Consider the following 13,382-nt stretch of genomic DNA (forward strand, 5'->3'; position numbering starts at 1 on the left):
CTCCTTAGTTTTGTGTTAATGCCTGGTTAATAATCTTGCTTTGTGCTGCCTTGTGGAAGCTAGGAACTCCTCCTGCTGGTGCAGCTCTCCTAGGTCGGCTAATTACACGTAATGTTTGATCATCTTTCAACAGATCCCGTAAATAATCGTCTACGAAATCCCATGCCCCCATGTTTCTTGGTTCCTCTTGTACCCATACAATTTCTTTCACGTTTGGTAATCTATCTAATTCGGCTTTCAGGTCTTTCTGTGGGAATGGATAAAGCTGTTCGACTCGTAAGATTTGGAGCCAATCATAATTCTCTTTCGACTCGGACATCTCTTCTTCAATATCGACCATTACTTTACCGCTTCCGATTAGAAGACGTGTAGCTTTTTCACGATTCGGCTCAAAATTCGGTTGCTGGCGCAGCGGCATGAATTTACCTTCTGAGAACTCTTTCGCCTCTGCTCCCATTCTAGGATTTCGAATCATACTACTCTTCGGTGTCATCATCACTAATGGCCTAGCTTCATTACGGCCTCTTAGAGCAGCTTGTCTGCGTAAAATATGGAATAACTGTGCGGATGATGTGACATTTGCAATAATCCAGTTATTCTCTGCAGCAGATTGAAGGAAGCGCTCCAGCCTTGCACTTGAGTGCTCCGGTCCCTGTCCTTCATAACCATGCGGAAGAAGCATGACCATATTGGACTTTTCTCCCCATTTCGCTCTTGCGGAAGAAATGAACTGATCAAAAATGACTTGCCCAACGTTCGCGAAATCTCCAAACTGAGCTTCCCAGATAACTAGTGTATCAGGTGAATAGACACTATAACCATATTCGAATCCGAGAACTGCAGCCTCTGAAAGTGGACTGTTACGCACATCAAACGAAGCCTTCGCATCCTTTAAGCCATGGATTGGGCTATATTTTTCGTTTGTATTAACATCATGCAGGACAATATGACGATGCGCAAAGGTTCCTCGTTCCGTATCCTGTCCGGTAATACGAATCGGAATACCATCATGGACAATGGAAGCAAATGCCAGCGCTTCTCCTGCACCCCAGTCGAGTACATTCCCATCTTCAAGCATTTTTGCACGACGGCTTAAAACTCGTTCCGTTTTTCTAAAGCCAGTGAAGCCTTCTGGACGTTCCAGCAATTGTGTGTTTAGTTCCTTCAATACGTCCTCGTCCACTTTTGTCTCATGGCCATCCAGCCCATTCAACAGATATTCTGGCATCGTTGGTGGTTCTGGTGTACCGATTTCCGTTTCACTCATGTTGCTGTATATTCCGTATAACTCATTATAGATTTCTTTCTGTAATTTCTCATATTCACCTTGCTCAATCGTTCCTCTTTCCTCCAGACGTTCAGCAAAGATTTTTGCCACTGGCGGATGATTATCAATTTCTTTATATAATTTCGGTTGGGTTGTCCGCGGTTCGTCCATTTCGTTATGACCGTGGCGACGGTAACCAACGAGATCAATAAGAAAGTCTTTCTTAAACTTCTGACGATATTTCCAAGCAATTTTAACCGCAGAAATACAAGATATCGGATCATCCGCATTCACACGGATAACCGGCACTTCAAATCCTTTCGCCAAGTCACTTGCATAACGTGTCGAGCGTCCATCTTCCCTATCTGTTGTATAACCGACTAGGTTGTTCGCAATAATATGCAAGCTTCCTCCCGTATTATATCCCGGTAGGTTGGATAAGTTGAGCGTCTCTGCAACGACACCTTCTCCAATGAAAGCTGCATCCCCGTGAATAAGTACTGCGACCGCTTTATTCGAATCCCTTTTCGGGTATCCTTTTTCCGAACGATCATCTTGTGCGGCACGTGCAAATCCTTCGACTACCGGATTAACAAACTCCAAATGGGATGGATTATGCGCTAATGTAATTTTCGTTTTTACTTCTTTATCGCTCGGATATGCTTTCGTTGCTCCGTAGTGATATTTCACATCATCCGTCCAGCCATAGCTAATGGATTGAGAGCCTTCTGAAGGCATTAATTCCTTATCGGATGAATAATTGAATTCCGAAAAAATCTTATCATATGGCTTACCAAGTACTTTCGCCAGGACAGCGAGTCTACCACGGTGAGCCATTCCCATCATGATATTTTCAATGCTTTCCTGTGTCGCATAATTCACGATTTCATCAATCATCGGCACCATCACTTCAAGCCCTTCAATGGAGAAACGCTTTTGTCCGACAAACGTTCTGGAAAGGAAGTTTTCGAACCCTTCCACATCAACGAGACGTTTCAATAATCGTTTTCTTTCATCGTCTGTCGGTTCAACCCTCGCATTTCCGGATTCTATTAAATTGATAAACCATTCTCTCTCTTCATGATTGTTAACATGCTCATATTCAAATGTAATCGTTCCTGTATAATATTTCTTTAAACGTTCAATAACTTCCAAACCATTATCCACACCAGCTGGTGCTTTATCCCATAACCATTTAGCCGGAATCGCTTTTAAATCTTCATCTGTTAAATCATACGTGCTCGAATCTAAAAATTTATCACCTTCACCTTTATAGCCGCCGACAGGATAAATATCAGCTTCAGTATGCCCATAACGACGAATAGCCTCAACATATTTCAAAGCTGAGGTGATTTTTTTCATATCTACGTCATTTACTGCTTCGGTTCCTGCCTGTGCCGCAGTACCGCTATCTCCGTTATACAGCCATGAAGGTGCTCCATATGTATTGAAAATTTCTTGAAGTGAAGCTTCTACTGCTTCACTGTTCTCCTTATACAATTCGTATTGTTCTTCGATATACCCCCTGTTTGGTCCGTAAATCTGTCGCCAAAATTGTTGTGCAGATTCCCCATTTTGTATCACTTTTGATACCCCCATTGAAGTAATATTGCCCGTCCTTGTAAACGGTTAATATTTTTGTAAGGACGGTTATGCATCCCACCTATAAATATACATGAAAATAATGCGACTTACAACGATTCAACCTTAAAAAAACAGAATAGAATCAATGATAACCCTTACATTCCACTAGTAACTTAAAAGCAGGTGATATCTGACAATTTAGGTTGGTAGTTCACAATTCAAGTTGATTCCGTTATAATAAAATCATATAATAATTATTGTGTCAGGGTCATATAGCTGAAGGAGGACTTTTCAATGAAATTAGCATTAATTATGGGAGTTGTCATTACATTCCTCGTTTCCTGTTTCACATCTGGTTATGAAGCAAAACCAGGAGTACCTAGAAATAATCAGTAACTTAAAAAACCGTCATCGATTTTTAGATGGCGGTTTTTTCATATTTAGACTAATCCTCGGAATTGCTGTTGTCTTAGCGCTTCATAAATAATGATTGCCGCTGTGTTCGACAAATTGAGTGAACGCACTTTATCATTCATATGGATCCGAAGACAACGGTCTTCTTTGCCTGCAATTAACTCTTTTGGTATACCGGTCGATTCCCTGCCGAACACAAAGAAAATATCCTTTGTTGTATTGCTAAAATCGTAATCCGTATAATGTTTCGTACCAAAGTTCTCGATATAATAAAATTCAGCCTCTGGATAGATTTCAAATAGCTCTTCAATCGATTGATGTTCAGCAACATCCAGGTGCTTCCAATAATCAAGCCCAGCCCGGCGCAACATTTTATCATCTGTCGAAAATCCAAGCGGATGCACAAGATGCAACTTCGTATCGGTTGCGAGACACGTTCTCCCTATATTACCTGTATTTGCAGGAATCTCTGGTTGGTATAATACGACATGTAAACTCACTTTTCTATCTCCTTAATTTCTAAAACTTGTTCAACTTTTTCATTATAGCACGCTACTCTCCAATCCGGAAAAATTTATATTGAATATTCGGTGTCCAAGCAGCCGAATCCTCATAAGTCCAGTAGCGATTTCTGCTGTTATTCGTATGGGCATTCACAAGCGGCATGCCATTTGCATCCTTATTTACAACAATCGTATTATGATCCCAGCGCCCGTCGCCCTCAAAATCATAACAGATCACATCCCCTAGCAGCAGCTCTTCCGGGCTTTGTAACTCCTTACCCTTAAGTCCCGATGTCGAGCCACTTAAATACCAGCGCAGCGAATGAGCAACCGCCCAACTGAAGCTCCAACTATTGCCTGTATACCACCAACCACGTTCTCGCACTGGGGCACCGCGCATCGGGGCTCCTCCGGCAAGCAAGCACTGAGAAATATAGTTCGTGCAGTCATCTTCAAATACACGGAAATCTGGATTATGGCTATTCCACCAACGTTCAGCATAGCGGACCGCTTCTCTTCTGTCATAGACAAAGTCCTGTCTCACGCCACCTGAATCTTCCAACAATGAATTCGGATTTTCTCTCGCTGGCTGCTCCCTTGGAATTTCCTCATGTTTTATTATTTTTCCATTTTTTAGTTCCACACGATAAGAGATAAGCTGTTCTTCCAAATGATAATGCTCTTTTTGTTTTATTAAAAAACTAATATGGAGCAAATATTCCTGCAAGGTTTTATCATCGAATCGAAGTTTACGAAACAGTTCACCTCTCCCACTAACTTTAACGATACTTGCCTTTTCCCTTTCCCATAAAGCAAGTTTTCGCTGCCACCATTCTGGCTGTTCTGTTTCATTCGAAAAGACTCCAAGCCAATATTCCTTAAGTGAATACATAAAAATCGCCCCCATTAAAGTATATGGGAGCATGCTTGTACCTATTTCTATCACTGTTTATCACGTATTAACGGTCTGTAAATCCCCAACCTCTAAACAAGAGGGAAAAACAAAATGTTAAGGTAGGGCTATACAGTCCATAAATATCTGATTCTGTTCAACTAACATTCAGTGGGGGTATGGATGCCCACTGAATGAAGTTTAACTTTATGCTCGCAATCCGAATTCTAGACCTTTTTCCATTTCATAAAGTACTTGTTCATCTTCTTCCGTCTGCATTGCCTCCCTGATCGCTTCGTGGGCTTCACGCGTTGCAATTTTACCGAGAGACCATGCAGCTGTTCCACGAATCACTGGTCGTGGGTCCTCTTTCATTACGATCGTTATTTCTTCAACGGCCGTTTTATCTTTATAATGGGCAAGGGCAAGCAGTGCATTCCGCTGGAGTGGTTTCTTGCCACGCCAGGCTCCAGATAAATGACCAAACTTTTCCTTGAATTCTCTGTTGGAGATTCGTAGCATTGGTTTTAGTTTCGGCTTCGCGATTTCCGGGTCCGGTTCTAATTCCGGATGGATATGGAAATCGACTCCTTTATTCCAAGGACAGACTTGCTGACAAGTATCACAACCGTAAATCCGGTTCCCGATTTTATCCCGGAAAGGTTCTGGTAAAAAATCTTTCGTTTGGGTAAGGAACGCAATACAGCGCTGAGCGTTCAGCTGTCCACCCTGAATGAGCGCCCCTGTCGGGCAAGCATCCATACAGATTGTACAATCTCCGCAGCTATCTGTGACCGGCTCATCCGGTATGAATGGCAGATTTGTGATTACTTCACCAAGGTAAACGAAGGAACCAAACTCTTTCGTAATAATGGATGTGTTCTTTCCACTGAAACCAATGCCTGCTCGTTCTGCGACTGCTCGGTCGGAAAGTTCCCCAGTATCGACCATCACCTTCGTATTTGCCTCTGGAACCTTCTCTCGAATAAATTCAACAAGCTTTTCCAACCGGTCGCGAAGTACAACATGGTAGTCTACACCCCAAGATGCTCGTGCAAAGATTCCTCGTCTTTCTTCTCTTGTACCGCGGATTTGATTTTTAATTCGGCTCGGGTAAGCAATTGCGATAGAGATGATCGACTGGGCTTCTGGAAGCAGGCGTGTGGGTTCAGTCCGTTCTTCTATCGTGCCTTTTTCAAATCCGGATTGGTAATTTAGCTCTTGCTGCCGGCGCAACCTTTCTCGGAGTTCACTGAACACATCGGCAGAAGCAAATCCTATCTTATCAATCCCAATTTCCTTGCTATATTCAATAATTTCCTGTTTCAATTCATCTATCCTCACAACGACCACCTCCTTCATCTCATAATAGTTCTCTTATTTTATCACGTATTAACGGTCTATAATACCCCATCTCTAAACAGAAAGGAAACCAATATGTGGAAGATGGGGATATACAGTCCGTAAATACCTGATTCTGTTCAACTAACATTCAGTGGGGCTAAGGCCCCCCACTGAATGAAGTTTCACTTTATCACGTATTAACGGTCTGTAATACCCCCACTTAATGTTTTCACTTTATCATTGAAACAATGCTCATTTCAACACATTGAATAGATGTTGCATATTGTAAAAATCCTTCTTGCAATCCACAGCACCCATTAAATATTACAACATAAAAACGCAGCGCCTCGAAACCATTGCATTTACGAGACACTGCGTTAATCACATATGTATGGAGCGGGTGAAGGGAATCGAACCCTCATCATCAGCTTGGAAGGCTGAGGTTTTACCACTAAACTACACCCGCAAACAAGATTCATTTTTTAACGACAAATATTATTATAACAACAATGTAAAAATAAATCAAGTTAAATTTTATTTTAAGTTAACCTTTTCATCTAATCGGCATAAAATAATTATAGAAATTCGATTAAATTATTTCATTTTATTTAGATGGAACCATTTACATTTAAAAGTAAAACCGATAGACTAGGAATAAATTTGTAATACAGAAGGGTGAGTTTTCCGATGACTGTCTATCCAATCGTATTTGCACAAGGTTCTTTTATGCATAAAGATAAATTAAATTATCCCTTTGAAGAAAGAGGTTTGCAATTTGGGGATGGAGTATATGAAGTAATTCGAATTTATCAAGGGAAATATTATCTCCTTAATGAACATATCGATCGGCTTTATCGTTCCCTCTCTGAAATTAAATTAAGTTTTCCGTATAATAGGAAAGACTTTATTCACACACTTGAAGAGCTGCTTAAAAAAAATGAAATGAAAACAGATGGAAAAGTATATTTACAGGTTACGCGCGGATCAGCTCCAAGAGACCATGTTTTTCCAGACAATATTACACCGAATGTCTATGCGTATCTCGAACCAGCGAAACGAAATGTGGAATTGATGAAGCATGGTGTTCCCGTTATTACAATGCCGGATATCCGTTGGAGTCATTGCCATATTAAAAGCTTGAATCTTTTACCAAATTTAATGGCTAAACAGGAAGCGAAAGAACAAGGTTGTTTTGAAGCGATTCTTCATAAGGACGGTACCGTAACGGAATGTAGTGCTTCAAACGTATATTTTGTAAAAAATGGTAAGATCTATACTCATCCAGCAACGAACGCCATCCTTCATGGATGTGTCCGTTTGGCAGTGGAGCGCTTTGCTGATGAGTTGGGGATTCCTTTTATTGAAGAAGCTTACCATGTAGGCGATATTAAAGATGCCGATGAGGTTTTCCTATCAAGTAGTACAAACGAAATCACACCGATTATTAATGTGGATGGTCACACGATTCATAATGGTTCCTCGGGGCCAATTACGAAGCAGATTCAACATGCGTATGCCGTCGATGCCGGTATTGAACCAGTGAGCCAGCCGATGCAGGAGCAATAAAAACATCAGAATGAAGATCTACAGCTTTTCCTATTTGGGAAAGCTGTATTTTTATTAGGATTCACTCATCTTTCCAATTGATTCGAAATACGAAATAGTTTACGACAATCTTACATTATTAGAAAAAGTCAGCTTCTTAAGACTTCCGCTGTCCGATCGAACAGGGATAACAACTCTTCATTACGTTTAAGCACAATTCTTACACTTCCATTTTAAGAGAAAAATAATTCGCTAAAATATTTTTGAATGATTAAAAAGAAACCCCAACCCATAATTCCAAATAAAATAGCTACTGATAGATGAACAGAATGTTTAAGTGCCTAGCTTTACTGTTATTTGGATCACCGATTATTTTTCCCATTATTCCACAAACATATCTGTTACTTCTAAAGAAATTACGAAGACGGTGTAATAAACGATCCTTGACAATGTTCAAAAATCCATATTCCGACAGCTAGTCTTATGAGGAAGCGGAAAATTCATCAAAAGTGATAAGCAGGGTGCAATTCAAAATGTATTGGAATACTTTTACAGTAACTACATGGTTACTTACGATTATGGAGAGGTTAGTTTACTGGAAGAAGGCTTTTCACGCACTTCATATTGTAGCGAAAATATTATAAAGTAATTGAGACAAGATATGAATCGGATAGTTCTGAAAACAAACGATTAATAGTGCGTGTGGTTGATCAATTAACTAAACACTATGATCCAGTTTTTCCGAGGTATGCTAAAAAACTACAAAAACTAGTTTATAGTAAAGAGAAGAAGTAGGTATTTCCCAGTTATGCTACGGTATATCGTCAATCCTTTTAACCCAGTTGTAATTCTTTCTTGAGAGGCTTTATCTAATTTAGTGATGAATTTAACTGCAGATTTATGATAAATCAACTTGTAGTCCGAATTCACGCTTTGCATCTGTATCCTTCTTCGCTTTCTAACTGCTTAACTTCTTCTTTAGTCAACGATTCATTATCACTTTCTAATTCATCAATCTTTTGCCATGGTTTGGGCTTTTGTTTCTTCGAGCGTTCAATCAAAAATTCTATAAAATCAAGGGTTGCTTTCTTATCTTCATTGCTTAAGGAATCCAGCATTCGATATAAATCTTCCTTATGAATAGCCATTTCTTCCACCACCTTTATTTCAAGCATACTCTTATTTATACTATAACCATTTTCAACAACAGTTTAACCATTTACAGATTATATCTATGCCAATTGTAACAATGAAGCAAAATCAACCTGATAATAAAAGACGTCATTAACTATTGGTTGATACAAAATAAAATGCCACTTATAGATGAACAGAATATTTAAAAACCATATAAATTATCAACAGCATTGCAATTGTTGTGCTGGAATCCCTGCTATTATCACCCTGCCTGTGAATTCATTAATCGGCTTTGCAGATTCTCCTTGTACAGATAACTAAATTATAATGAATATGATGGTTAATAGTAAAGTTGCTATAATCCCATCATATATCGGAAATCGGATATTAGGCAATATTCTCATTAAAAGTGTTGAACTTAATATTAGAATTATTCTTTAATTCTATGATATAATAGCGGCACAATATAATATAGGAGCTGATAATGATTGGAAACAACCGCATTTATCCTCGAAAGAAAACCCTCATACACCGACCACGACCGCCTATTTAAAGAAGTCATTCAAGTCTTTTTTCAAGATTTCATGGAAGCCTTTTTTCCCGAAGTGTATGAGCATATCAACTTTTCTACTGTAAGTTTTCTAGATCAAGAGGTTTTCACCGATATCTTAAAAGGTGAAAAACGACGCATTGATATACTTGCAGAAGTAAAAATTAAAGGAGAGGACACGATTATCCTTATCCATGTCGAGCCACAATCATACTATCAAGAGGAATTTAACGAACGTATGTTTATCTACAATACCCGTCTCTACGAAAAATACCGCAAACCGATTCTACCGATTGCTGTTTTCAGTTATAATGAAAAGAAGGAACTGCCTACACAGTTTAGTATCGATCTACCAACCATCCGCATCATTGACTTTCACTTTCAACAACTTCATTTAATTAATAAAAACTGGCGTAAGTATATTAAGATGACAAATCCGATTGTAGCAGCATTCTTAAGTAAGATGAACTATACGGAAAAAGAACGTATACAAGTGAAATTAGAATTTCTCCGCATGGTCTCTCGAATGGAATTAGACCCTGCGAAAATGGAATTAATCTATGGATTTTTCGAAACCTATTTAAAGCTAAACGAGAAGGAGGAAAAGCAAATGCATGAGGAAATTAACAAGCTTCCACGTGAGGAAGCGGATCGTGTGTTAGAGTTGCCAAATACTTATCGGGATCAGGGAAGAGCGGAAGGAATAGCACAAGAACGAAAACATATTGCTTTAAATATGCTTAAAAAAGGGATGTCAGACGAAGAAATTGCCAATATAATTGGTATAACCGTAAGTAGAGTTAGACAGTGGAGAAAAGAGCTACAGTAGTTAAAGGATTATTAATAAATTTAAGGCGTGTAAAAAGAGGATAGATGCCTTTGCATCCTATCCTCTTATCGTCGTGTTATTTAGTTTTTCACTTTTCATTCATAACTTCTACAAATTGCTTGAGAAATTCATTAATCTCTTCTGTCGTGGTTGTAAGCGGCGGTAATATCCGTAAAACATGCTCGCCTGCGGATAATGCAAGTACATTTTTCTCCCTAAGAGCAGTAATGTACGTTCCCGCTCCTTTTTCCATTTCAAGGCCTATAAGTAGGCCTTTTCCTTTTACTTGTTTAATTTCCGGATATATTTCTTTCAACTCATTTAACTTGCTGAAGAAATATTCACTTAACATTTGCACATGCTCAGATATTTTATCTGTTAGCATCGTCTTTACCGTCGCATAACCCGCCGTAGCTGCAAGTGGATTTCCACCAAAGGTACTGCCATGCGTTCCTGGTGTGAACGTTGCTGCCACTTTGTCCTTCGCCAGCACTGCACCGATCGGAAAACCAGAACCAAGCCCTTTCGCTAGCGTAATGACATCCGGCTCAATCCCAAATTGTTCGTAAGCAAAGAGTGTGCCGGTTCTTCCCATTCCCGTCTGAATTTCATCCAGCATGAGTAGAATATCGTTTTCCTTACAGATTGCTGCAAGTTCTGTCACCCAAGCCTGCTGAACGGGATTCACTCCACCTTCTCCTTGGACAAGTTCAAGGAGAACAGCAGTTGTTCTGCCATTATGAATTTCTTGCAGTGCTTCTATATCATTATAGGGCAAGTAACGGAAACCTGGCGCAATCGGTGTAAAGCCCTTATGAATCTTTTCCTGCGCCGTTGCTGCAAGTGTCGTCCCTGTTCTTCCATGAAAAGATTGTTTGAAGGTGACAATTTCCGTCCGTTCTACATTCCCCTGATCTTTCGCATACTTCTTCGCTAATTTGATCGCTGCTTCATTCGCTTCTGCTCCACTATTAGAGAAAAATGCAGCGTCAAAAATACTATTCTCTGTTAAGATGGTTGCGAGCTTTTCTTGAATCGGAATATGATAGAGATTCGATACATGCCACAATGTATCCAGTTGTTCCTGTAACGCTGCTTGCACTTGAGCTGGAACATGACCGAGGTTACATGTGGCGATACCTGAAGTATAGTCCAAATATTTCTCTCCTGAATCACTCCAGACGTAGCTTCCCTTCCCTTTTACAATCGTTAATGGAAAGCGCCCGTACGTATTCATTACGGCAGACTTTGTTGTTTTGCTTAATGTATTAGACATGCTGGACCTCCCCGATCACAATCTTAGTCCCGACACGTTTCCCTGCAATATAGGATTTTAAATCTTCAGGTGTCAGTCCGTTTAAAATTACGGATTCTTTCACACCGCCGTTAAGTGCCTTTAGAGCGGAATATACTTTCGGAATCATGCCGCCATATATGATTCCCGCTGAAATTTTTGCTTCAATTTCCTTTTTCGTCAGTTGTCGGAGTAATACCTTTTCTCCTTGAATCTCTTCCAATACTCCTGGAATATCACTGATTAAAGCAAGCTTAGCCTGTAAACTTTCTGCTACTGCCGCTGCTGCCGTGTCCCCGTTAATATTGTAATGCTGACCCGATTCATGAATACCGATCGGAGAAACAACCGGGATTCCACCATTTTCAATAATTAACTTGAGCCAATCTTCATTTACTTCTTTCACTTCTCCGACATAGCCTAGCTTCCCTGAAGAATCCTTTGGTATCACTTTTAATAGTGCAGCATCCACTCCACTTAAACCAATTCCCGTACCACCGCTTTGTTGGAGCTTCGATACGATTTGTTTATTCACACTTCCACTTAAAATATGTTCAACTACTTCGAGCACTTCTTTCGTCGTCACTCGCAAGCCATTTACAAATTCACTTTTTACATTCATTTTTGTCAGTGCCTGATTAATTTCCGGTCCCCCACCATGCACGATAACCGGATGGATTTTTCCGCTTCTTTTTAATTGAACAACTGTTTCAAAAAAAGCTGTCGGAAGTTTCTTCAAAATACTGCCGCCAACTTTTAAAACAATAATCTCCATTTTATTTTCTCACCTCACGTTCGATAGGAAGCATTGATTTTCACATAGTCATAGGTTAAGTCACAACCCCATGCCGTTGCTTCCCCCGCCCCATTTTGTAAATCAACATGAATCGTTACCATTTCTTGCTGTAAATATTCTGTTCCCGCTTCTTCATCAAAGTCGATTGGTAAACCATTTTCTACAACTTGTAAATCTCCAAGAGCAATGGAAACTTTATCGACTTCAATCGGCTGTTCACTATAACCGACGGCACAGACAATCCGTCCCCAGTTCGGGTCTGATCCGTAAACAGCAGCTTTTACTAAATTCGAGGAAATGATTGCTTTAGCAATTTCCCCTGCCGCTTTGTCTGTTCCGGCACCTTTCACTTGCACTTCGATAAGTTTCGTTGCCCCTTCCCCGTCTTTTGCAATCTGCTTCGCTAAATCTTGACTAACATATTGCAATCCATTAAGAAATAGATCCCAGTCCGGATGAGATTCATTTAATGTTTGGTTTTTCTGTAATCCATTTGCAAGGACTAGGACCATATCATTTGTACTGCAGTCCCCGTCAACGGTAATCATATTAAAAGATTTATCTGTCACCTGGCGTAAACCTGCCTCAAGGCTTGACAGCTCCACGGCAGCATCGGTTGTAATAAAGGAAAGCATCGTTGCCATATTTGGCGCAATCATCCCAGAACCTTTTGCTGCTCCCGAAATTGTGACCAGCTTCCCGTCAATTTCAACTTCGACTGCTGCGTATTTTGTTACCGTATCTGTCGTCAAAATTGCGGACTCAAACCGTTCTGCACCTTGGTTCTCCGCTTCATCCATCCAATTGATCCCTTTGTATAGCTTTTCCATAGGAAGTTGCACACCGATGATTCCGGTCGAAGCAACAGCAACGTGATCTACTTCGACCCCCTTTTTCTCGGCAACTAACTTTTGGGTTTCTAATGCATTCTTCTCTCCTTGTGGCCCTGTGACCGCATTCGCGTTTGCAGAGTTTACAACAAGAGTCTGAATTTTTCCGGTTTTATCTAAGCTATTTTTTGTCACTTGCAACGGAGCAGCTTTAAATGCGTTTAATGTATAAACGCCCGCCGCTGTCGCTGGTACTTCGGAATGAATCCAGCCGAAATCAAGCTTTGTTTTCCGGAGGCCGGTATGGACGCCCCCCGCCTGAAATCCTTTAGGTGTCGTTACTTTGCCATTTTCCAATATTTTTATTTGTTTTTCCTTTACTGAAGTCATTTGTAAAATC

The 13,382-nt window shown here is 40.2% G+C and carries 10 protein-coding genes and 1 tRNA gene; 2 read left to right on the top strand and 9 right to left on the bottom strand.

Annotation, left to right across the window (positions count from 1 at the left end; genetic code table 11):
• Positions 1-4: 4 nt before the first annotated feature.
• From SPD53_RS12490 to SPD53_RS12510, 5 genes are all read right to left on the bottom strand, one after another.
• Entirely contained in the window at positions 5-2,851 is a 2,847-nt protein-coding gene (locus SPD53_RS12490; RefSeq protein ID WP_336252762.1) for a 2-oxoglutarate dehydrogenase E1 component, read from the bottom strand.
• 440 nt (positions 2,852-3,291) lie between these two features.
• The gene (gene trmL / locus SPD53_RS12495; protein ID WP_156854695.1) at positions 3,292-3,765 is read right to left on the bottom strand and encodes a tRNA (uridine(34)/cytosine(34)/5-carboxymethylaminomethyluridine(34)-2'-O)-methyltransferase TrmL; all 474 of its coding nucleotides are present in this window, start codon (positions 3,763-3,765) and stop codon (positions 3,292-3,294) included.
• A 52-nt stretch (positions 3,766-3,817) separates the two neighbouring features.
• Positions 3,818-4,660 carry an amidase domain-containing protein gene (locus tag SPD53_RS12500; protein WP_336252763.1) on the bottom strand — a complete coding sequence of 281 codons (843 nt, stop codon included), beginning with the start codon at positions 4,658-4,660 and terminating at the stop codon, positions 3,818-3,820.
• 207 nt (positions 4,661-4,867) lie between these two features.
• Positions 4,868-6,004 (bottom strand): tRNA epoxyqueuosine(34) reductase QueG, encoded by a 1,137-nt coding sequence (gene queG, locus SPD53_RS12505; protein WP_336252764.1) that lies wholly within the window; start codon positions 6,002-6,004, stop codon positions 4,868-4,870.
• 392 nt (positions 6,005-6,396) lie between these two features.
• A tRNA-Gly gene (locus tag SPD53_RS12510) sits at positions 6,397-6,470 on the bottom strand.
• A gap of 221 nt (positions 6,471-6,691) precedes the next feature.
• Here SPD53_RS12510 and dat point away from each other — a divergent pair.
• Complete coding sequence (gene dat / locus SPD53_RS12515; protein ID WP_336252765.1) at positions 6,692-7,570, top strand: D-amino-acid transaminase; 879 nt, start codon at positions 6,692-6,694, stop codon at positions 7,568-7,570.
• Between the two features lie 905 nt (positions 7,571-8,475).
• Here dat and SPD53_RS12525 read toward each other — a convergent pair.
• Positions 8,476-8,724, bottom strand: a complete 249-nt coding sequence (locus tag SPD53_RS12525; RefSeq protein WP_336252766.1) for a hypothetical protein — start codon at positions 8,722-8,724, stop codon at positions 8,476-8,478.
• Positions 8,725-9,171: 447 nt separating this feature from the next.
• On the opposite strand from SPD53_RS12525, the gene SPD53_RS12530 reads away from it, so the two are divergent.
• Positions 9,172-10,062 (top strand): Rpn family recombination-promoting nuclease/putative transposase, encoded by an 891-nt coding sequence (locus tag SPD53_RS12530; protein ID WP_232334295.1) that lies wholly within the window; start codon positions 9,172-9,174, stop codon positions 10,060-10,062.
• 88 nt (positions 10,063-10,150) lie between these two features.
• On the opposite strand, the gene SPD53_RS12535 is transcribed toward SPD53_RS12530, so the two are convergent.
• Genes SPD53_RS12535 through argJ form a run of 3 tightly spaced genes read right to left on the bottom strand, consistent with a single transcriptional unit; the run spans position 10,151 to position 13,372 of the window.
• On the bottom strand, positions 10,151-11,338 hold the full coding sequence (locus SPD53_RS12535) for an acetylornithine transaminase (protein WP_188859658.1): 1,188 nt from the start codon (positions 11,336-11,338) through the stop codon (positions 10,151-10,153).
• Positions 11,331-12,131 (bottom strand): acetylglutamate kinase, encoded by an 801-nt coding sequence (argB, locus tag SPD53_RS12540; RefSeq protein ID WP_156854707.1) that lies wholly within the window; start codon positions 12,129-12,131, stop codon positions 11,331-11,333. The genes SPD53_RS12535 and argB overlap by 8 nt, the downstream gene beginning before the upstream one ends.
• A gap of 14 nt (positions 12,132-12,145) precedes the next feature.
• Positions 12,146-13,372 carry a bifunctional glutamate N-acetyltransferase/amino-acid acetyltransferase ArgJ gene (argJ, locus tag SPD53_RS12545; RefSeq protein WP_336252767.1) on the bottom strand — a complete coding sequence of 409 codons (1,227 nt, stop codon included), beginning with the start codon at positions 13,370-13,372 and terminating at the stop codon, positions 12,146-12,148.
• Positions 13,373-13,382 lie beyond the last annotated feature (10 nt).

It is taken from the genome of Oceanobacillus sp. MO10714A (genome assembly GCF_037072045.1).
GTDB lineage: Bacteria > Bacillota > Bacilli > Bacillales > Amphibacillaceae > Oceanobacillus > Oceanobacillus indicireducens.